Raw genomic sequence first — 22,937 nt, 5'->3', positions numbered from 1 at the left:
TTTTATAATTAATTGGTTACTCTAATATTATCAATATAAATTACTTCTCCCAAACCTTTATTAGGTCTGTTGTAATTGATATTTAATTGTTTGTATTTTGCTCCGGCTGGAATGGCAGGGCTAACTGCTGGATCTGTAGTATCAAAAACAAGTTCTTCCCATTGATTCGCCACAGTAGTTGCCACAAAAATTGAGGTATTTGGCGCTCCATTTGTAGAACCTTGCAATTCAATACCTACCTTTTTGCCAACTTCAGTCGCGTAAACAAGCATTTTTATTTTTGTTCCGGTGCTTAAGTCTATTGCAACATCAAAAGGTTTCCAAGTACCACCCCATTCTTCGGCGTTTACTGGTTTTTCGAATTTAGCCACTTTAGAAGAAGTATTCAATCCAGAAGAAAACGGATTATCCACAATGGAGTAATTAACTCCTCCAAATGTTCCTCCTGCCATATAATTTTGTGAAGCCAATTCGCAAGTATAAGGAAGTGCTAGTGGATCAAAAATTACGATAGGAGTAATACTTTCCGTTTTGGCAACTCCACCGCTCAAGGCTACAACTTTTATATTATAAGATCCTCCAGCAGCATACGTGTGTAAAGGTGTAGTTGCACCTACTGCCAATGGAGTTCCCACTTCGTTAGCCACATCCCCAAAATAAACCAAGAATGATTTTGCATACAAAGCAGTTGCAGATACTTTAACAGTATAAACATTTACAGTAATATTTGCTGCCAAATTTTCTGGTGCTCTATAAGTAACCGTCAACGGATAAGTGGCTGTTGTTTGTTTCCCAGAGACATCTGTAGAAACTATGGAAACCGTATATGTTCCTTCTGGATAAGCGTGAGTCGTGCTTCCTCCAGGTGCAACCACTGCAGATGCAGCAGCACCCGTTCCGTGTCCGAAATTAACTGTCGATGATGTTATACCTTCACCTAATGGCGAAATTTTTACATTTCCAGAATTATCAGTACTTATGTCAAAAATTTTAGAAACATTTCCTGAAGCTGCAGAACTTAAAAAAGAAGTGTCCTGATCAATCCCGTCAGGAATGCTGCAACTTATTGTAACAGCCAGTAGCAATACGAAGCTGAAAATTAATTTTATGTTTTTCATATTATTATTATTACTATTAATTACTATACCCAGGATTTTGAACAATTAAAGTGTTTTGCAATTCTTTGTAAGGAATTGGGAACACTTCATTTTTACCTGCTTTGAAGCCTCTACTGGCCAATGCAGTTGCTGCATCACCCCATCTCACCAAGTCAAAGAAACGGTGTCCTTCGCCTGCTAATTCCAATCTACGTTCCGCTTTAATTGCGGCAAGTGAAACCGGGGTACTGGCCAAACCTACTCTTGCTCTTACGGCATCAAGTAATGCTTGTGCTCTTGCTCCTGTTCCTCCCAAGGCTTCTGCTTCCAACAAATAAGTATCGGCTAATCGAATAACATAAGAATTTTGTCTGTAATTCAAAACTGGCTCTCCTGTTCCTGTAGTCACATCGGCTTTTCTTGGAATAAATTTATTAAGGAAATATCCGGTGTCTTGATATCCACCAATATAACTTGCTTGATTGGCTGCACTCAATGCTTTTAAGTCTAAAACTGTCGCACCAAATCTAGGATCAGTTTTAATCACGTCATAAAAGGCTTGTGTAAATACATTGAAACTCCATCCTGAAGGTAAATCAGGAGCAGATGCACCAATTTTAGTGTAGTTTCTAGGTCCGCACATGGTATTTATAATATTCCCTTCGGCAGCACCACCACCCCAGTTTCCCCAGTAGGCACTTGAGGCATTAGTGTGTCCAACTTCCAGAATAGATTCTGTGTTGTATTTATTGTCAACAACCCAAAGGTCTTTGTAATTAGTCAATAATTTATAACCGTATTGACTTGTTGCGCCTGGAGTTCCATTAACGGCGGCCAATTCAGTTGCAGCCAATGCTTTCTTGTCTCCGGCTGGATCATACAAATATATTTTTCCAAGTAACGCTCTAGCGGCACCTTTTGTAAAACGACCTGCTTCTTCGGCTGGAACGGTAGCTGGTAAAACAGCTATTGCTTCATTAAGATCTTTTTCCATTTGTGCGTAAATCGCGGCTGGAGTTGCTTGTAATACTGTATAATATTCTGAACCGGCAAGAGGAGTTGTTATTAGGGGAATATTCTTGAACATTCTCACCAAATTAAAATAATAATTGGCACGCAAAGCTTTACATTCTGCAGTATATCTTGCAATTAAGCTTGCATCCATTGGAACATCGGACAATTTAGTCAGCAAATAATTAGCTCTGTAAATGCCTTGATAATGGTCACTCCAAAAACTTCCTGAAATAGTGGTAGGATTCAAAGTATAATTTGAAAATCCTTGAATTCCAGCTCCATCGGTTGCTCCACCGCCACCAGCATAATGATCGTCAGAACCGGCGTTCATCATGGTTACCATATTATCAAAACCTCCAGAATTCTTGTTCATGATGTCATAAACAGCAACAAGTCCTGCAAAAGCTTGGCTTTCATTTTTATAATAATTTGATTCTAGATTAGTTCCTTTAGGTTCTACCTCTAAAAAGTCCTTGCTGCATGATACCAATGTGATTACCATTGCAATAGCGACAAATAAAGACTTAAATTTTATTGTTTTCATAATTCTATTTATTAAAATTGTACGTTAGCTCCAATCATAAAAGTTTTGGCCTGAGGATAGTATCCTCTATCTATTCCAAAAACATTTCCTCCAATTTCTGGATCGTAACCTGTGTATTTTGTAAGTGTCAATAAATTTTCGCCAGTTACATAAAATCTCACTTTGGAAGCTTTCATTTTAGCGACAACACTACTAGGCAAAGAGTATCCTAATTGAACCACTTTAAGACGCAAATAATCTCCGTCTTCTAAATAGAAATTAGACATTTTTCCAAAGTTGCCATTAGAATCATCATTTGTAAGTCTAGGATATTCTGTTGAAGTTCCTGGACCTGTCCAACGGCTCATGGCATCTACAGGATAGTTTGCATTTAAAACATCCAAACGACGTAACCCTTGGAAAATTTTATTTCCAGTTGCTCCTTGGGCAAAAGCCATAAAGTCGAAACCTTTATAATCCATGTTGATAGTCAAACCAAAAGTGTATTTTGGTAGTGGACTTCCCAAATATTGTTTGTCTTCATCAGAGATGGATCCATCACCATTGGTATCAGCCCAACGGAAATCTCCTGGTTTTGCACCTGGTTGGATTAAAGCTCCTGCACCATTTGTATTGGCATTAATCTCTTCGTAGCTTTGAAAAATTCCAGCCGTTTGATATCCATAGAAAGAATTATATGACTGACCCACTTCGGTTCTTGTCACATCTCCCATAGATTGAAAAGAGGCACCACCACCGATATATGTTTTACCTTGACCTAAAAAGGTAACTTCATTTTTTAGATATGATACATTTCCATTGGCAGAGAAATTAAAGTCACCAAATCTTTTACGGTAACCAAGTTCAAATTCAACACCTTTATTTCCCATATCGGCAACGTTTCCTAGAGGACTTCCTGTTGCTCCAACATAACCTGGCAATTCAACATATTGCAAAATTCCAGTAGTTTTTTTATCGTAATATTCAATTGTCAAATTAAAATCATTGAATAATTTGGCATCAAAACCAATGTTCATTTGTGATGTTTCTTCCCATTTCAAATCTGGGTTTGCTGGTGCATCAGGGCTGTTTCCTGATTCAATAACTGAACCTGAAGTACCGAAAGTGTAATTCCTGCCTCCACCGATAAGCGCTAAAAATCCATTAGCTTGAATCGCGTCATTACCTGTTACTCCATAACCAGCTCTAATTTTTAAGCTGCTCACTACATCATTTTGTTTCCAAAAATCTTCTTTTGAAAGCACCCATCCTGCAGAAAAGGAAGGGAAGACCCCATATTTATTGTTAGATCCAAAATTAGTTGAACCATCACGACGAATAATTCCAGTAAACAAATATTTTTCTTTATAATCATAATTTAAACGAGAGAATAAAGAAGTTACTCTATGCTCTTGAGAAGTATATGCACCTCCCGTTTTTTTATCGTCTGGAAGCGGAAAATTGAATGAAGCATCTTGATAGTTGTTAACCGGTAAATCTTGATAAGACACGTAAGTTCCGCTAGAATTATTGTCTACATAAGCACCTTGTCCCAACAATAAAGTAAGGTTATGTTCCCCTAAACTTTTTGTGTAAGAAATCGTGTTTTCAACATTCCAAGCATAAGTTTCATTGGTATTTCTGCTTAAATTATTTTGTGAAGCCAATACGGTAGCACTTAAATAATATTCAGGAGTAAAATTTTCTTCACCCCAAAACGCTCTTTTCAAACCAACAGTTGACCTGAATTTTAAATCTTTGATTGGTGTAAATTCAAGAAAAGCATTTCCGATAAAATCATCAGACCAGTTATAATTTCCCAATCTTGTGTTTATGTATGCAACAGGGTTAGTCATCTCTTGACCTACCACAGACGAAATTCCGTAAGGATTTCCATTTGCATCTCTAAATACTGGATTATTGGTATATAAAGTACTATTGGCAGCAATAGGATCCGTAACCACTACTGGAGTTGTAGGATCCAAGTTTAAAGCTGAACTTAAAGGTCCTCCATATTCACTGTTTGTATTTCCTAAACCAACCCCTTTTTGATGTGTATATCCAAATGTTTGTCCTATGGTGAACATTTTAGATAATTTGTGGGTTGAATTTAAACGGATATTCTTTTTGCCAAATTTTGAAATTTCTTTAGAAACAATACCTTCCGTATCTTGAATACCAAAAGAAGCAAAAAAGGTCGAAACCTCATTACCACCGCTTAAACTGAATTCGTGATTGGTACGCATGGCATCATCACTAAAAATTTCTTTTTGCCAATCTGTCCCAACACCCAAAGTACTCAAATTAGGATAAGGAATTGTTTGTCCTGCCGCACCCGCTTTTTCATTCATTATGGCGCCATATTGGGTAGCATTAAGTAATTTTATTGTTTTTTCTGGAGCAGAAACTCCTGTAAATCCAGTGTAGCTTACGCTAAATTTACCTTCTTTCCCTTTTTTGGTCGTAATCATGATAACACCAGAAGCAGCACGAGCTCCATAAATAGCCAATGAAGCGGCATCTTTAAGCACCTCAATAGACTCAATGTCTGACTGGTTTACATAACCAATTCCTCCTGAATCCACGATTACACCATCAACAACCCAAAGAGGATTGTTTCCACCGTAAGTGTCAAAAGTAGTTAATCCCCTAACCCTAACCGTGGATGCAGCTCCCGGTTGGCCTGATTGTGCCGAAACAATAACCCCGGAAACCCTTCCTTGCAAAGCTTGTTCAATACGCCCATTAGGAATTTTTTCAAGATCTTTTGCCTTAACACTAGAGATAGCACCAGTATTTACACTTTTCTTTTGAGTACCATACCCCACAACCACAACCTCTTGTAGAGATTGAGCCTCTGGGCTAAGTTTTACATCAATACGAGTTCTTCCGTTAATGGCTTCTTGCAAGGAAGAATAGCCCAAGTAACTAAATACCAAAGTACCACTCGAAGCAGCCTTTATTTGATAATTCCCATCAATATCCGAAGACGTGGCTTTAGAAGTTCCCTTAATTAAAACGGTTACTCCCGGAATGGGTAATCCACTCTCATCTATAACTTTTCCGCTTACTGCAACATCTTGTGCTTGCGCGTAAACTGAAAATAGAATAGATAAAAAACAAAAAATAAATACTTTTGTTAATTTCATTTTTCTAAATTTTTGGTTAATTAATTAGTAATTCAATACAATAATATGGATAAATTTTCACAATTAACATATCATCATTGGATTTTTTCCTTACAAAAACACATCAAAAGCTATTTTTTTATATTACAAAAACACATCAAATAAAAATTAAATTATTGATATTTAATTGTTTAAAATTTTATTTATCACATTTAAAATATGATAATTAAAAAACAAACACTACATTTATAAAAAGATAAGCATTTGCCGTTATTTACACATTCATTAACCCCTGCTTTATGTTAAATTTTTATTATTAATTAACTATTATCAATAAATATCCTACAATTGATTACTTCTGCAAAAAATTCCATTATGATATTTTCAATTCGCCATTTTGCAATCACATTATTATTGTTATCATTAACATCCCTGTTTGGTCAGGTAAAAAACATTGGACTTCCTGAAATCAGAAACTATAAAAGAACCGATTATAAAGGAGGAACCCAAAACTGGAATATTGACCAAGACAAAAACGGTAATCTCTATTTTGCCAACAACAATGGACTCTTTCAATTTGACGGCTCTTCTTGGCGTAAATACAACTTACCCAACCTTTCCGTCATTAGAGCCATAAAAATTGGGGATGACGGAAAAATATTTGTAGGAGGTTACAACGAATTCGGTTATTTTGAATCCAACTCAAGGGGCAAACTGGTCTATTTTTCCCTAGCCCGATTCCTGAGCAAGAAAATTGTCAAATCCATTGACATTACCTGGAAAATACATCTTAATAATGATGAAGTGATTTTTCAGTCTTTTGGTAACGCTTTCATCTTTAAAAACAATACCCTAAAAACACTCAAGCCTTTTTCCCGATTCCAGTTTTCGTTTCAGGTAGGGAGTAGAATTTATTTTCAAGATGTTTCAAAAGGATTGATGGAATACATAAATGGCAATCTTTACCCGTTAGTGAATTCCCCTGTTTTAAACAGCACAGAAGTATGGGGAATATTTCAAATGCCCGAAAACAAACTATTGATCGCAACCTTGGACAAAGGACTTTATATATACGAAACCGGGAAACTCATTCCTTGGAATACCGAGGCCAATGCTTTTATCAAAAAGAACAGTTGTTTGGGAGGAGTTGCCATGAAGAACAATTATATTGTCCTTAATTCTGTTTTGGATGGAATTATTGTCTGCGACAAAACAGGCAGAATAATCCAGCACATCAATCGCAAGAAAGGCTTGCAAAACAACACTGTGTTAACTTCTTTTATCGACAAGAAAAACAATCTGTGGTTAGGACTTGACAACGGGATTGCATTCGTGAACGAGAATTCTCCATTTTCCTATTTTGGCTTTAGCTATGACATAAGCACGGTTTATGCAACTGCAATTTATAAAGGAAACCTCTATGTGGCGACGAATCAGGGAGTGTTTTATCACTCCTGGAAGTCTCCTTTTGAGGAAGGCTCTTTTTCACTTGTTGAAGGCACAACCGGACAAGCATGGAACATACAGATAATTGACGATCAATTAATTTGTGCTCACAACAGAGGAGCCTTAGCCATTGTTGGCGGTAAATCAACTAAAACATTACACAATGTGGGATATTGGAGTTTCAAAAAAATTCCAAAAAAACCAGCCTACATGATTGGATCTAATTACGATGGATTTTCACTATTTGAAAAGAAAACAGACGGTTGGCATTTCGTGTGTCAAATTAAAGGATTTTCAAAATCTGTGGGGGATTACGAAATTGACGACCATAATATTTGGGTAAAAAAAGATGACATTCTCTATCAAATTGTACTCAATACTGATTTAAAAAAATTCAAATCTGTAAAAACCCACCAAAACCTATCTAAAACCCTCAAAGGAATTGCCAGCGTACAACGACTAAAAGGAAGCATTTATTTTCAAACATTCAATCATTTTTATAAATATTCTGAAAGAAAAAATGCGTTTTATGAAGACAAAGCCGTGACCAACTTGTTCAAAAAAGTCCCTAAAACAAGTACAATCTTGGAAGACCGTAATGGCAACATTTGGTATGTAGTCAAAGGGACATTAGCCGTTTTAATGAAAAAAGAAAATGGACATTATTCTAATATTACAGCACCGTTTATCAATTTAACCCAGAATTTAGTATACAACAACCTGTCTGTAAACACCATAGATTCCGAAAACATATTCATTGGACTTACTGAAGGACTTGCACATTATAATTCCAAATTATCAAATGACTTCGCGTCAAAACCAAAGGCATTTATTAGAAGCTTTTCCAGCTTGGGAGACACTCTAATGTTTGGAAATAAAAATGAAATCGAGAAATATAAAATTCCCTATAAATCGAATTATGTAAAGTTCACCTTTTCATCTCCTACTTATGAAAATATTGAAAACATTAAATTTTCCTATCAATTAGAAGGATTTGAAGACAAATGGAGCAATTGGTCGTCAGCTTCAACAAAAGAATATACCAATTTAAGGGAAGGCAATTATAAGATGAAATTAAAAGTAATAAACAGTTATGGCATCCAGTCTAACGCCGCAGTGGTTCCTTTTAATGTCTCTCCGCCTTGGTACAGACACTTTTTGGCGTATGTTTTCTACCTCTTTGTTTTCGCAACAATCATTCATTATATCAGAAAAAGAATACAGGCAAAGATCAGGAAAAACAAATACTACGAAACAGTAGAACAAAGAAGACTTTATCTGGAAAAAGAATCAAAAATAAGGCAAGAGCAATTTGATTTGGAAAAAGAAATCGAAAAACTGCAAAACGACAAACTAAAAATCAAAATCTTGGCAAAAGACAAAGAATTAGTAACCAATTCTTTGCAAGTAGTAAAGAAAAATAAAATTTTAAATGGAATTATCCACAAACTAAAAGACATTGATATCGAATCATTTGATGAATCTGCCAAATTCCAGTTCACGAAATTAAACAAAAGCATTGCAAAAGAGGTTAATGCCGATCATAGCTGGAAAGATTTGGAAAAACACATCAAAAATGTCCACTTTGATTTCTTGAAAAGATTAAAAGAAAAATGCCCGACCATTTCACCTCGTGAGCTGGATTTATCGACCTATTTATTAATGAACATGTCGACCAAGGAAATTGCTGAAATCATGAATATTTCTGGAGGCGGTGTGGAATTGGCACGTTACCGATTAAGAAAAAAACTCGGACTCAACAAGAAAGAAAATCTCATCGGATATTTAATGAGTATTTAATTTAAACCAAAACGCCATTCTAAAATCAGGATGGCGTTTTGGTTTAAATTATGTTCTGCTACAAAAAATCCAAGGTACGCTCTAAAGCCATTCCTCTCGATCCTTTTATCAGCAAATAGGAATTTTCGATTTTGTTTTTTTGCAAATACTCCGAAAACGATTCGAATGTATCGTGGAAATAAAAGCCCTGCTTATCCATTCGATTGGCATAGAATTCCTTTCCAATGAAATAACAGTCAATGGCTTTTTCATTCAATAGCAAATCCACAATGGCCTTATGTTCATTACTGCTTTCGGTGCCCAACTCAAACATGTCGCCCAAAATCAAAATCTTGTTTGAATTGTCCAATTGCAAAAAGTTTGCAATGGCAACAGCCATACTGCTAGGATTGGCGTTATAAGCATCCAAAATAATCTGGTTTGTACCTTTGGTCATAAGCTGCGACCTATTATTCTCTGGGATATAATTCTCCAAAGCTTCTTTAATGGCTAGATCCTCTACTCCAAAATACTTCCCGATGGTGATTGCCGCATTGACATTATTGGCGTTGTAAAGCCCAATTAAATGTGTTTGAACAAGAAGATTTGAAAATGAAATTTCCACAAACGGGTTTGCGGCTATGGAGTTGATGTTTACATTCGTACCTACTTTATCCAATCCAAAGGAATAGGAATTCAAATTTACAGATTTCCTGGCCTGAATGGGATCTTCCAAGTTAACGAAAGCCAATTTGTTGTTTTTGGAAAGATAATCATACATTTCGCTTTTAGCTTCTATAACGCCTTCCACCCCGCCGAAACCTTCTAAATGTGCTTTGCCAAAATTAGTGATATATCCATAATCAGGTTGCGCCAAATCACATAGAAATGCTATTTCTTTTTTATGATTGGCTCCCATTTCAACGATGCCAATCTCCGTTTTCTCATTAAAAGACAACAACGTCAAAGGAACGCCAATATGATTGTTTAAATTCCCAACGGTTGCTTTTGTATTGTATTTTTTAGAAAGTACAACATTGATTAGTTCTTTTGTTGTTGTTTTTCCATTGCTCCCTGTTAGGGCTATTATGGGTAATTTTAGATACATTCTATGAAATTTTGCCAATTCTTGCAAGGCAATCAAACTGTTTTCAACCAAAATAGTTCTTTGGTCAATACAATAGTCTTCATTGTCAACAAGCACATAAGCAGCTCCTTTTTCCAGGGCTTCTTTGGCAAATGTATTAGCGTCAAATTTTTCGCCTTTTATGGCGACAAACATTGAATTTGCCTCAATTTTTCGCGTATCGATAGAAACCGAGTTGCATTTTAAAAACAAACTATGAATGTAAGGGATATCCATTTCAAAAATGATTTAAAAAAACAAAAGCCCTAATCAAAGGGCTTTTGTTTTTATTCTGTTTTAGATTAATTTCTGGCCGATTTTCTTTTTTCAGCTTTAGCTCCTACTTTCGACATTGCACATCTAAATCCAATGTAATCAGTAGCCATATCTTGAGGGAAATACCTTCTTTGTGCTGGATCTAACCAATAAGCTCTATCTCTCCAAGATCCTCCTTTGTAAACTCGAATGTTGTCATTTATCAAAGTCGTTCTTTTATTTGATTTGTCGTATTTGCGAACCATTCTGCCTAAACTGTCAGTTGTTACATTATGTCTAGGAGAGTTATACATCGCTCTTTCTTCTTTTACTTTTTTGGTATCGGATTCAGAGTCGGCAAAATCAAAGTACCTGGACGATTGTTTATCACCATCCCTGTAGTTAATGTTATTACTTTTATCGAAATTTTGTCTCAAATAAGTTTCTTTTTCATCAACTGGAACTTGGACAATTTGACCTGGGAAAGCTCTGGCAACAATTCTTCCGTTGCTTAAGGTATCGTATTTAATAGTCTCTTTTGTAACAACTTCAATTTTCCCGTTGCTTCCAATCTTGTTTTTGGTGTACTGATTCCCTCTAAAATAATTAAAATCATTTGCTTCGTTATCAACGATTGGTCTATAAACGTCAAGAACCCATTCAGCTACGTTTCCAGCCATGTCATACAATCCGAAATCATTTGCTGGATGTTTTTTAACTTCATCAGTAATATCAGCTCCATCATCAGACCATCCTGCGATTCCACCATAATCACCGTTTCCTTGTTTGAAATTGGCAAGTTGATCGCCTTTGCTTTGTCTTTTTCCAGAACGAGTGTAGCTTCCGGACCAAGGATATTTCTTCTGTCCTTTATAAATATTGTATTCTCTTTGACCCACATCTGCAGCAGCGGCATATTCCCATTCTGCTTCGGTTGGCAATCTGTATTCAGGCAATAGGATTCCTGAAGATCTTTGGGCGTAAATATTTGTTGGTTGAATTACCTTTCCGTTTTTACCGGCTTTAGGAGTTCTTATTCCTCCTTTTTTATCAGCATATTTTCCTGGTAAAACAATTTCGGAATTTCCTCCGTAAGCAAGTGTCGGAGAATTTAAATAGGTTTCCGTGTCAAAATTACTTTCTGCGGTTACGTCCAATGTTTTGGCATTCTTTTTAAGGTAGCCATTTTTTTCAAGTAAGGCTTCATTTACACGTTGCGTTCTCCATTTGCTGAACTCGACTGCTTGAATCCAGTTTACTCCCACTACAGGATAATATGCATAAGAAGGATGTCTCAAATAGTTGTTGGTCATTGTTTCATTATACCCCAATCTATCTCTCCATACCAATGTATCAGGAGATGCGCCTTCATAAATGTTTTTATAGTTTTCTTCAGTTGGCGGAAATACTTTTTTCAACCAGTCCAAATATTCCAAATACATAAAATTGGTAACTTCGGTTTCGTCCATATAAAAGGATTGAACGTGTTGCTGGGTTGGAGTATTATTCCAATCATGCATCACATCATCTTCAACTTTACCCATCGTGAATGTTCCTCCTTCAATAAAAACCAAACCTGGACCAGCTTCTTGCTTTTTATTTGCTGAAGCTTTTTTACTGTCTACGTTCCAACCCGTTGCACGTGAGGAGTTTTTTGTGCTAGATTTTTTGCTACAACTAGTAATACCTATAATCAACATCATTGACAACATCAACTGCAAGGCTATAATTCTGTTTACTTTCATACTATTTAATGGGTAATAATTTAGGTGGTGCAATATAATAATTAAGCATTAAACCGCAACAACATTTTTTAATAATTAAATAAAACCAAATAACATTGGATAAATTACATAAGACAACGCAAATTTATACTTTTTATTATTTACAATAACACTAAATGACATATTTTTACTCATCCTAATAATACGTCATAAATTACGTTTAATAACAATGAAAAAAACACTTTTAGTCTATTTAACCTTAATTCCCTTTGTTTCTTTTGCACAGATTAAAGGCGACATAGCTATTGAATGGCTCGAAAAAAAAGAAATGTCGTTTGGCAATTTCACCATTAACATTCCTCAATTCGTTGGAAATTGTTATGACTATGACACTTCCAAAAAAGCGCTTTTTTATACCCTAAACCTATCGGGATCAAATTCATTCGCCGGAAATTCAGTTCAAATCACAAACGTGGTTTACGAAACCTTGACAACCTCTCAACTAGGCGATTTAGACCCGGAAAACATCCCAAAAACACCTTCCGCTTCATTAAAAATCAATCAATCAAGAGATTTGAAACAAGTATTTCTGGTTCTTTCACCAATTGTGAAAGACGAATTGGGATTCAAACGAATTAAATCTTTTTCCTATTCCATAAATGGCGGCAGTTCCAGAATCGCACAAACCAGCAAAACCACTGGCGTGATTACTAATTCCGTTTTGGCAACCGGCGACTGGTATCAATTTTATGTTGAAAAATCAGGAGTCTATAAAATATCGAAAAGTTTTCTGCAACAATTAGGACTTGACGTAAGTAAAGTTGACCCAAAAAAGATAAAGATTTACGGAAATGGAGGCAGAATGTTGCCTTTGTTGAACAGCACTTATTATCCGTTAGATTTAGCCGAAAATGCCATTGAAATAATAGGCGAAAGCGACGGCGTTTTCAACAATGAAGACTATATTCTTTTTTATGCCGAAGGAGTTGACACTTGGAACAATGACAGCCAAACCAATGTTAATTTATATGACACCAAGTCCTATTATTATGTAACTGTGCAAGGAAGTGACGGAAAAAGAATTCAAAACATGGTCCAGCCTACCGGAACCAGCACTTTAAATTTAAACACCTTTGACGACTATCAATTTCACGAATTAGACCTTATAAATGTGGTGCGATTGGGTCGACAGTGGTTTGGCGAATCCTTTGACATCAACCAAGACCAAGAATTTACGTTTACTTTTCCAAACATAGATTCCACTACGCCGGTAAAACTGAACATCAATGCTGCTTCGTCCGCTTTTACGGCCACCTCGTTCAAAGTTTCGGCAAATGGTCAAGATGTGGGAACAATGTCTTTTTCTCCGCTCAGTGTCAATTCGGAAATCGTTTACAATACGGGTGCTTTAAACAACGTTTCGTTTCCCGCTTCGGAAACCATAAAAATCAAGTTGTCCTACAACAACAATGGCGTTCCAAACTCCAAAGGCTATCTTGATAAAATCAGGCTTACCGCCAAAAGCAAACTTCAAGGATACGGGAAACAATTTCAGTTTCAATATGATTTGGCCAGTTCCAGCTTGGGAATTGTGAGTTACAACATTTCGAATGCTGCAGGAATTTCCAAAATTTGGGACATTACAGACCTATATAATGTAACTAAAGTCGAAAATCTTAATCAAGCTTCATTTTCTTTTAAAGCAAATTTAGGTGAACTCCGAAAATACGTTGCCATTGACGCTTTGGATTATTTTACTCCATTAAAGGGCAGCAGAACAAAAATTACCAACCAGAACTTGAAAGGAACAATTTTTAAAAACAACCAAGGCCAATTTCAAGATATTGATTACGTGATCATCACCCCTTCTTTTTTATCTGTCCAGGCCGAAAAATTAGCCAATTTTCACCGTTCCTATTCCAATTTAAATGTAAAAGTAATTCCTCTAGAGACAATCTACCAAGAGTTTTCTTCGGGGAAACAGGATGTTGCAGCTATTCGAAACTGCATCAAATACATTTATGAAAATGCTTCCGAACCTGAAAAAAGATTGAAATACGTCAACCTTTTTGGAGATGCTTCTTATGATTATAAAAACCGAATCCCGAACAACACCAATATTGTCCCAATATACCACGCCTTAAACAGCAATTCCACGGGAGAATCCTCCTTTGCCTCCGATGATTTCTTCGGTTTAATGGATCCCAATGAGGGAAATATCATTTCTTCTTTTGGAGGAATAGACATCGCCGTGGGCAGAATGCTGAATAACGACGCAGCACAAGCCGAAGAAATGGTCAATAAAGTAATCGAATACCACGATTTGAAATCTTACGGAAGTTGGCGCAATAATTTTACCTTGATTTGTGACGATTCCGACAAAGCCTCGGATGCCAGTTTGCAAAACAGACAAAACAATTTGGCCGATGCCATTACCACGGCAAAACCATTTATGAACGTCAATAAAATAATATTGGATTCTTATGTTCAAGAAGCTTCAGCCGGTGGATCGCGCTATCCTAAAGCTCGAACAGACATTTTCAGCGCATTCGAAAAAGGATCTTTGGTATTCAATTATTTGGGCCATGGAGGAGAAGATGGCTTGTCGAGTGAACGAATTTGGGAGAAATCTGACGGACAAAATTTAAGCAATCAATATAAATATCCCTTATTTATCACCATAACCTGTGATTTTTCGAGATTTGACAACCCGACCCGACCAACGGCGGGAGAATACACTTATTGGAATCCTAAAGGCGGTGCTATTTCCATGATTACCACCATTCGATCCATTGGACAATTTAGTGCCGAAAACTTCAATGATGTTTTGGCAAAAAATTTATTTTCATTTGACTCAAATCAATATACATCAATCGCCGAAGCTTTGCGAATATCCAAAAACAGCAATCCAAGCTCTTCTTCAAACGTGATTTTTTACCTTGGCGATCCAGCCTTGATGTTAGCCATAGCCAAACCAAAAATAAGGCTGACAAAAGTGAACGACGTTCCTGTTTCACAACCCTTTGACGATTTCAAATCATTGGCAAAAATGAAAATAACAGGCGAAATAACAGACGAGAACAATATTCCATTAACCAATTATAACGGAGAACTTTCGACCGCGATATTCGACAAAATGATTTCAAGAACAACCTTGAACAATGACGGACACAGCCCATCCATGTCTTTTAACACACTAGGCGAAACCATCTTTAGAGGAAATGCATCGGTTAACAATGGGAAATTTGAATTTAGCTTCGTGGTCCCAAGAGACATTAGAATTCCCGTAGCCAATGGAAAAATAAGTTTTTACGCCAAAAAGAATCAGCTTTTCGAGAATCAAACCGGTTACGACACCAGCATAAAAATTGGCGGAATAAATGAAAATGCCGTAGTGGACAATATTAGTCCAACTGTGAAGTTATATATGAACGATGAAACTTTTGTTTCGGGTGGCACAACAAACGATTCCCCTTTTCTATTGGCCAAGCTCGAAGACGAAAGCGGCATAAATACAGCCAGCGGAATAGGACATGACATGGTGGCAATATTGGATGGAGATGTAGACAATCCTTTTATTGTAAACGATTATTATCAAACCAATCTGGATGATTATACAAAAGGCACGCTTCGATTTCCTTTGCGAAATTTAGCCGTCGGACTGCATACCATCACGTTCAAAGCTTGGGATGTTTACAACAATCCCATCACTGCCGAAATCCAGTTTATTGTCGTTGGCAACGAGTCCATAAGTTTGACATATGTGCTGAATTATCCCAACCCATTTGTCAATTATACTGAATTTTGGTTTTCACACAATAGGCCTTATGAACCTTTGGAAGTTCAAATTCAAGTGATAACGATAACCGGAAAAGTGGTTTGGACAAAAAACCAAATCGTCACGACAGAAGGATTTCTCTCAAAAGAAATCACTTGGGACGGCAAAGATGATTTTGGAAATAGAATAGGAAAAGGAGTATATGTCTATAAACTCACCGTGAAATCGAACCTAACCAACTCGAAAACCGAAAAATTTGAAAAACTTGTAATACTTTAATAAAATACTATATTTGTTCCACTAATTATTCAGTACCAATGAAAAAAACAGTTTTCCTTTTTGTCTTTTTATTCATAGTTTCATTTGTCAAAGCACAAGAAAATGTCATAACGACAGGAGTCCCGTTTTTATTGGTTGCTGCCGATGCAAGAGCTGCGGGTATGGCTGACAATGGCGTTGCCTCATCTGCCGATGCTTTTTCGCAACAATGGAATCCTGCAAAATATGCTTTTGCGATAGACAAACAAGGTTTTTCGATAACTTATACTCCGTACCTTACTGATTTGGTAAATGACATTTCTTTGGGACAATTGAACTATTACAATCGAATAAACGAAAAAAGTGCTTTTGCCGGAAGTTTTAGATATTTTGGACTAGGCGAAATCGAATTACGACAAACCGGCGATCCAAATGAAGCCGTAAGAACTGTATCTCCAAGCGAATTTGCTTTTGACGGATCATATTCCTTAAAATTAAGCGAGAAATTTTCGATGGCAGTTGGTGCCCGATACATAAATTCAAGCCTTAAAGTGGCAACAGATAATGGAGATGCTTCTGCCGCAAGCTCATTTGCCGTTGATGTTGCAGGATTTTTCCAATCAGAAGAAATAGCTTACAACGAATTCAACGGTAGATGGAGAGCCGGATTCAATATCCAAAATTTAGGCCCAAAAATCAGCTATGACAATACCGAATTTAGCAACAACTTTCTTCCTGCCAACTTAAAAGTGGGAACCGGATTCGATTTCATATTGGACGATTACAACAAAGTAGCTTTAAATGTAGAATTCAACAAGTTGCTTGTGCCAACACCGCAAGACCCAGATTTGAATCAAGACGGAACGATTACCGCCGAAGAAAGAGCCCAAAACAATGACAATTACAGATCCATTGGATGGTTTTCAGGAGTTTCTCAATCCTTTACTGATGCTCCAGGTGGTTTAAGCGAAGAGCTAAAAGAATTCACCTATTCTGTAGGTGCTGAATATTTATACCAAGATTCCTTTACGATGCGAATGGGCTATTTTCATGAAAGTCCAGACAAAGGAGCCAGACAATTTTTCTCTCTTGGAGCAGGATTTAAATACAATGTAGTAAAAGTGGACCTTTCTTATTTGTTTTCCACATCCAAGGTTAAAAATCCTTTGGAAAACACTTTACGATTCTCACTTTCCTTTAATTTTGGCGACAAATACGATGAATACTAGCAAATAATTAATTTATACTTAAATCCAAATTTCATTTCAATGAAGTTTGGATTTTTTTTCCAATAAAAAGAATGAAAGACATTACTATTACCACCCAATTTTCCGTTTTTGATTCTGTTCAAGAATTGCCTCTTGATGTTCAAAATCTAATGGAACAAGCCGTTGCCATCAGAAAAAATGCTTATGCTCCGTACTCTAAATTCAGGGTTGGCGCAGCACTTTTATTAGACAATGGAAAAATTATTTTAGGTTCAAACCAAGAAAACGCAGCCTATCCTTCTGGACTTTGTGCGGAACGTGTAGCCGTTTTTCAAGCCGGAGCGCTATATCCTGAAGCAAAAATATTGAAAATGGCAATTACGGCAGCCTCAGACTCCAACCAGACAGTTGCCCCAATTCCTCCTTGTGGTTCTTGCAGACAATCCATAGCCGAATATGAGATCAAACAAGACTCTCCAATTGAAATCTATTTTATGGGCGAAATTGGCATAATATACCAATCGGCATCGCTAAAAAACCTGCTTCCTTTTATGTTTGACAAGAAGTTTTTGTAAAAAAAACAAAATTAGCAGTAAAAGTGTATTTTAAATTTTAGTACTTCCTTAGAATGTTCTATTTTTGCATCTTGCAAATTTGGGGTAAAAAAACCTTGAGCGTTATCGATTACAGTTATTAAGCACAACACACAATTAGCAAAAAGAAACAATTCAGATGAAAGAAGTTACAAAGGAGGTTTATTTAAAGTGGTATGAAGAAATGCTACTTTGGAGAAAGTTTGAAGACAAACTAGCAGCACTATATATCCAACAAAAAATCAGGGGATTTCTACATTTATACAATGGTCAAGAAGCCGTTTTGGCAGGTGCTTTGCACGCTATGGACTTGACAAAAGATAAAATGATTACCGCATACAGAAATCACGTTCAACCAATAGGAATGGGCGTTGACCCAAGACGTGTAATGGCGGAACTTATGGGAAAAGCAACAGGAACTTCAAAAGGAATGGGTGGTTCCATGCACATTTTCTCAAAAGAACATGGTTTTTATGGAGGTCACGGAATTGTTGGCGGACAAATTCCTCTAGGTGCCGGAATCGCATTTGGCGACAAATACAACAATACTGGCGGAGTGACAATGACTTATTTTGGAGATGGCGCTTCTAGACAAGGTTCCTTACACGAAGCATTCAATATGGCTATGTTATGGAATTTACCAGTAGTATTTATCGTTGAAAACAACGGTTATGCTATGGGAACATCTGTAGAAAGAACTGCCAATCACCCTGATATTTGGAAACTAGGTCTAGGATACGAAATGCCTTGCGGACCAGTTGACGGAATGAACCCGGTAAAAGTTGCCGAAGCCATGAGCGAAGCCATCGAAAGAGCAAGAAGTGGTGGTGGACCAACTTTCCTTGAAATGAAAACGTACCGTTACAGAGGACACTCCATGTCGGATGCACAATTATACCGTTCGAAAGAAGAAGTGGAAGAGTACAAAAAAATTGATCCAATTACCCAAGTTTTGGATGTAATTAAAGATCAAAAATATGCTACGGAAGCAGAAATCGAAATCATCGACCAAAGAGTAAAAGATTTGATTGACGAGTGCGTAAAATTTGCCGAAGAGTCTCCATACCCTGAAAAGCAACAACTATACGACGTTGTTTACGAACAAGAAAACTATCCATTCACCCCTCATAAACTATAAACCAATTATGGCAACAATTATAACAATGCCTCGTTTGAGCGATACGATGACTGAAGGAACGGTGGCGTCATGGTTAAAAAAAGTAGGAGATAAAGTAAGCGAAGGCGACATGCTTGCTGAAATTGAAACCGACAAAGCAACAATGGAATTTGAATCCTTCAACGAAGGAACATTATTATACATCGGAATTCAAGAAGGACAAACTGCTCCAATTGACTCACTTTTGGCAATTATCGGAAACGAAGGCGAAGATATTTCTGCCTTAATTAGTGGTGCCGCTGCTCCAAAAGCAGAAACTCCAGTTGAAGCCAAAAAAGAAGAAGCCGCTCCAGCAGCAGCAACTTCGGCAGCTTTACCCGCAGGAGTTATTGTGGTAACCATGCCTCGTTTGAGCGACACCATGACCGAAGGAACAGTGGCCACTTGGTTAAAAAAAGTAGGTGACAAAGTTGTCGAAGGCGACATGCTTGCCGAAATCGAAACCGACAAAGCCACAATGGAATTCGAATCTTTCAACGAAGGAACTTTATTATACATCGGAATTCAAGAAGGACAAACTGCTCCAATTGACTCACTTTTGGCCATCATTGGACCTGCAGGAACAGATGTTAGTGGAATTATTGCTAGTGGAAGTGCTGCACCAGTAGCCGCTCCTGCTGAAGAAGCGAAAGCAGCTCCATCTACACAAGCAGCTCCAGTTGTTCAAGAAGCTCCAGCCGACGGACAACGCGTTTTAGCTTCGCCATTAGCAAAGAAAATCGCCAGCGAAAAAGGAATTCAATTGACACAAGTAAAAGGCTCTGGAGAAAACGGACGCATCACCAAAAGTGACGTTGAAAACTTTACTCCACAAGCTGCTGCTCCTGCCGCTGCAAGTGCTGCCGCACCAGCTAAAGCAGAAACTGCTGCACCAGCTGCAAAACCTTATGTTCCGGCTGGACAAGTTGCCACCGAGGAGATTAAAAACTCCACAATGCGTAAAGTTATTGCCAAACGTTTGGCAGAATCTTTGTTCACGGCACCGCATTACAACTTGGTAATCGAGGTGACTATGGACGAAGCAATGAAATCAAGAAGTATTATCAACAGCGTGCCAGATACCAAAGTATCTTTCAACGATATGGTAATTAAAGCTTCGGCATTGGCTTTGAAAAAACACCCAAAAATCAATTCTCAATGGTCTGCTGATGCCATCACTATTAACTATCACGTGAATATTGGTGTTGCCGTTGCCGTTGAAGACGGATTGGTTGTTCCAGTATTGCCATTCACCGATGGTATGAGCTTGTCTCAAATTGGAGCCAGCGTAAGAGACCTTGCAGGAAGAGCCAAAAACAAAAAATTATTGCCTACCGAAATGGAAGGAAGTACTTTCACCATCTCCAACCTTGGAATGTTTGGTATTACTGAATTCAACTCCATCATCAACCAACCGAATTCTGCCATCCTATCTGTAGGAGCGATTGTAGAAAAACCAGTGGTGAAAAATGGACAAATCGTGGTAGGAAACACGATGATGCTTTCATTGGCTTGCGACCACAGAACTATCGACGGGGCAACCGGAGCACAGTTCTTGCAAACTTTGAAACAATATATTGAAAACCCAGTGACGATGCTTGCTTAAGAGCTTTTCACTTTAATAATAGAAATCCCGTTTTGAGTAAATCAGAACGGGATTTTTTTATTTATTAAAACCAATAACTTTTAAGAATCAATATTGACATTACCCGTGAAATTAATTGTTGAATAATTTGTCAGAACAGCTATAATAACTAGAGTATGCGAATATCCATAAAATTTAGTGTTTCTAATTTTAAAATTTGATTCAAAACCTTGCAAGTTATCCCATTCTAATTTTGCATTTGTTTCAACAATTCCTTTTTAAAAAAAGTAGCAACCAATATGAGTATAAAACTTCCCATGGCTGTAGCCGTTCTACAAGTGTGAAAAAAATCCCAGGTTTTAAGAATGGCAACCCCATTTTTTGGAGGAGAAGTTTGAAGCCATGTTTTTATTTGGGCACTAATTGGCATACTCCCAAAATAACTAATCAGAAAAGTTATTGTTGCGAGAATCACTGCAAAGCCAGTCAAAATAAAAACATATTTTAACGACCTTATCCTCCATGCAAACCAAACAGAAGAAATAATGGAAGCCACCATCAGTACCTTAAAAACAAAATCATTGTACTTCATTAGCACAACCCTAAAACGAAGGTGGACATCAATGGGCACTTCCCAAAAACTTGGCATTATATTAAATCTCACATAGAAAAAAGTACCAGCAAGCAAACCCGTTGCAAATAAAGCAACAGCATTTGAAATTTCATTTTTAGAATTCATTGTATGAAAGAGGAAAACCTATTATTATAAAATAACGTCTAGCCTAATCAGCATAGGTCACAAATATATAACTTTCAACGCACTATATCAAAAGATGACTCCAATAAAGGCTTATTTATTCTTCTCCTCAATCCATCTTGACATATACTTCGTGCTCATCAAAGTATGATGTTGGAGCATAGTTCCCATAAAATTATGCAAACGATGTGAATTTAAATTGGTTTGCACATTAAAAATATGCTTTACAAAATCATCTGTAAACAAGGATTTCAAATAGCGTTTTTCTATAATTTCAAAACCGTTTTCTTGGGCTTTTATCCAAAGCGTTTTATCTTGATACAATCCCACCGCTTTATCAGCAAAAGTCTGGGCATCATCAGCAATAAAACCATTCCACAGCAAATCACCGCACATTGATTCTGCTCCAATGGTTGTGGTCACGCTTGGCGTTCCGCATTGCATCGCTTCCAACAATTTTCCTTTTATTCCTGCACCAAAACGCAAAGGAGCCAAAACCACTCTTGCCTTTCTCACGACTTCCTGTGCATCATCGGCGCGACCCATTATATAAAAACCCTGTTTAGGATTGTGTAATTGCAGTACTTTTTGCGAAGGATAAGCACCATAAATCTGCAAAACCGCTTCCGACATTTGCTTTCTGATAAGTGGCCAAATCGTTTCTTTCAGGTATTGAACCGCATTCCAATTGGGTTCGTGGAGGAAGTTGCCAATGAAAACAAAATTGTTTCGATTTTCAAACGAAGGCAGATTTTGAATGTTCGATTCTTTAATTGGCTCCAACAGCAAAGGCAAATAATACAATATATTGGAATCGATTTTGAAAACAGTTTTCAACACTTCCATTTCATATTCGGAAATCATCAAGGAAACATCGCAACGCAAAATACTGGCAATTTCTCTTTTGGCAACTTCTTCGACCAATAAATCATCTGTTGAAAATGGTCTGCTTTCCTTGAATGCTTTTTGGCGTGCCAAACGCAGACAATGTAAATCTTCAGTATCAAGCAATCGCAAGGCATCGGGACAATTTTCGGCAACACGCCAACCAAATTGCTCTTCGATCATGAAACGATCAAACAAGACAATGGATGGATTCAAATCCTTGACAAAAACGTCAAAACTGGAACAATTCAAGGCAATGGATTTTTTGTTGACGTTCAAAGAATTTAAGTCAATCATATAATCGCTGTCCATCGCCGGACTGGCAAAAGTGACTTCAAATCCTTGTTCCTTGAAAATGGAAATCAATTGCACCATTCGTCCTCCGGCTGCAGAAGAATTGGGTTCCGGCCAAACAAATCCAATAATTAAAACAGTCTGATTTGCATTCATAAGTTACATTTAACGACACAAAATACGGTAAATAATCCCGAAATCAATCTGTTCCAACCCAAATAAAAGCAGTATTTTTGTAAATAATTTATATACGAAAGAAAATGTTGGGATTAAAATTAGTTACAGACCCAAAATGGGTAAATATCGTCGAATCGAACATCGAAGAAATTTT

The 22,937-nt window shown here is 37.1% G+C and carries 13 protein-coding genes and 2 pseudogenes; 7 read left to right on the top strand and 8 right to left on the bottom strand.

From position 1 onward, the window contains the following. Window positions 1-8: 8 nt before the first annotated feature. Genes C0430_RS01205 through C0430_RS01195 form a run of 3 tightly spaced genes read right to left on the bottom strand, consistent with a single transcriptional unit; the run spans window position 9 to window position 5,783 of the window. Window positions 9-1,118 carry a hypothetical protein gene (locus C0430_RS01205; RefSeq protein ID WP_290864638.1) on the bottom strand — a complete coding sequence of 370 codons (1,110 nt, stop codon included), beginning with the start codon at window positions 1,116-1,118 and terminating at the stop codon, window positions 9-11. A 16-nt stretch (window positions 1,119-1,134) separates the two neighbouring features. Further along, on the bottom strand, window positions 1,135-2,655 hold the full coding sequence (locus tag C0430_RS01200; RefSeq protein WP_290864636.1) for a RagB/SusD family nutrient uptake outer membrane protein: 1,521 nt from the start codon (window positions 2,653-2,655) through the stop codon (window positions 1,135-1,137). Window positions 2,656-2,666: 11 nt separating this feature from the next. Next, window positions 2,667-5,783, bottom strand: a complete 3,117-nt coding sequence (locus C0430_RS01195; protein WP_290864634.1) for a TonB-dependent receptor — start codon at window positions 5,781-5,783, stop codon at window positions 2,667-2,669. A gap of 354 nt (window positions 5,784-6,137) precedes the next feature. Here C0430_RS01195 and C0430_RS01190 point away from each other — a divergent pair, with 354 nt between their 5' ends. Beyond that, on the top strand, window positions 6,138-9,008 hold the full coding sequence (locus C0430_RS01190; protein ID WP_290864632.1) for a triple tyrosine motif-containing protein: 2,871 nt from the start codon (window positions 6,138-6,140) through the stop codon (window positions 9,006-9,008). Between the two features lie 58 nt (window positions 9,009-9,066). Here the strand turns inward: C0430_RS01190 and murF are convergent, their stop codons facing one another. Together murF and gldJ are read right to left on the bottom strand one after the other, a co-directional pair. After that, complete coding sequence (murF, locus tag C0430_RS01185; protein ID WP_290864630.1) at window positions 9,067-10,350, bottom strand: UDP-N-acetylmuramoyl-tripeptide--D-alanyl-D-alanine ligase; 1,284 nt, start codon at window positions 10,348-10,350, stop codon at window positions 9,067-9,069. A 65-nt stretch (window positions 10,351-10,415) separates the two neighbouring features. Further along, complete coding sequence (gene gldJ, locus C0430_RS01180; protein ID WP_290864628.1) at window positions 10,416-12,113, bottom strand: gliding motility lipoprotein GldJ; 1,698 nt, start codon at window positions 12,111-12,113, stop codon at window positions 10,416-10,418. Between the two features lie 208 nt (window positions 12,114-12,321). On the opposite strand from gldJ, the gene porU reads away from it, so the two are divergent. From porU to C0430_RS01155, 5 genes are all read left to right on the top strand, one after another. Next, a complete protein-coding gene (porU, locus tag C0430_RS01175; protein ID WP_290864627.1) occupies window positions 12,322-16,149 on the top strand; it encodes a type IX secretion system sortase PorU in 3,828 nt (1,275 codons plus the stop codon). Between the two features lie 38 nt (window positions 16,150-16,187). Continuing rightward, a complete protein-coding gene (gene porV / locus C0430_RS01170; protein WP_290864625.1) occupies window positions 16,188-17,357 on the top strand; it encodes a type IX secretion system outer membrane channel protein PorV in 1,170 nt (389 codons plus the stop codon). A 71-nt stretch (window positions 17,358-17,428) separates the two neighbouring features. Next, a complete protein-coding gene (gene cdd, locus C0430_RS01165) occupies window positions 17,429-17,911 on the top strand; it encodes a cytidine deaminase (protein ID WP_290864623.1) in 483 nt (160 codons plus the stop codon). A gap of 157 nt (window positions 17,912-18,068) precedes the next feature. After that, a complete protein-coding gene (pdhA, locus tag C0430_RS01160) occupies window positions 18,069-19,067 on the top strand; it encodes a pyruvate dehydrogenase (acetyl-transferring) E1 component subunit alpha (RefSeq protein ID WP_290864621.1) in 999 nt (332 codons plus the stop codon). Window positions 19,068-19,074: 7 nt separating this feature from the next. Beyond that, window positions 19,075-20,691, top strand: coding sequence for a pyruvate dehydrogenase complex dihydrolipoamide acetyltransferase (locus tag C0430_RS01155; protein WP_290864619.1), 1,617 nt, complete (start codon window positions 19,075-19,077; stop codon window positions 20,689-20,691). 226 nt (window positions 20,692-20,917) lie between these two features. On the opposite strand, the gene C0430_RS01150 is transcribed toward C0430_RS01155, so the two are convergent. From C0430_RS01150 to C0430_RS13385, 3 genes and pseudogenes are all read right to left on the bottom strand, one after another. After that, entirely contained in the window at window positions 20,918-21,409 is a 492-nt protein-coding gene (locus tag C0430_RS01150) for a DUF1772 domain-containing protein (RefSeq protein ID WP_290864617.1), read from the bottom strand. A 111-nt stretch (window positions 21,410-21,520) separates the two neighbouring features. Beyond that, window positions 21,521-22,735, bottom strand: coding sequence for a glycosyltransferase (locus C0430_RS01145; protein WP_366559282.1), 1,215 nt, complete (start codon window positions 22,733-22,735; stop codon window positions 21,521-21,523). Continuing rightward, window positions 22,701-22,781 (bottom strand): annotated as a pseudogene (locus C0430_RS13385) (hypothetical protein); the annotation flags it as partial. The gene C0430_RS01145 and the pseudogene C0430_RS13385, both read right to left, overlap by 35 nt. A gap of 85 nt (window positions 22,782-22,866) precedes the next feature. Between C0430_RS13385 and C0430_RS01140 the strand changes: the two are divergent. Next, window positions 22,867-22,937, top strand: a pseudogene (locus C0430_RS01140) (tRNA 2-methylthio-N6-isopentenyl adenosine(37) hydroxylase MiaE); the annotation flags it as partial.

Origin of the sequence: Flavobacterium sp., assembly GCF_013823965.1 — a bacterium.
Lineage (GTDB): Bacteria > Bacteroidota > Bacteroidia > Flavobacteriales > Flavobacteriaceae > Flavobacterium.
This window is presented reverse-complemented; position numbering and strand designations above follow the sequence as displayed.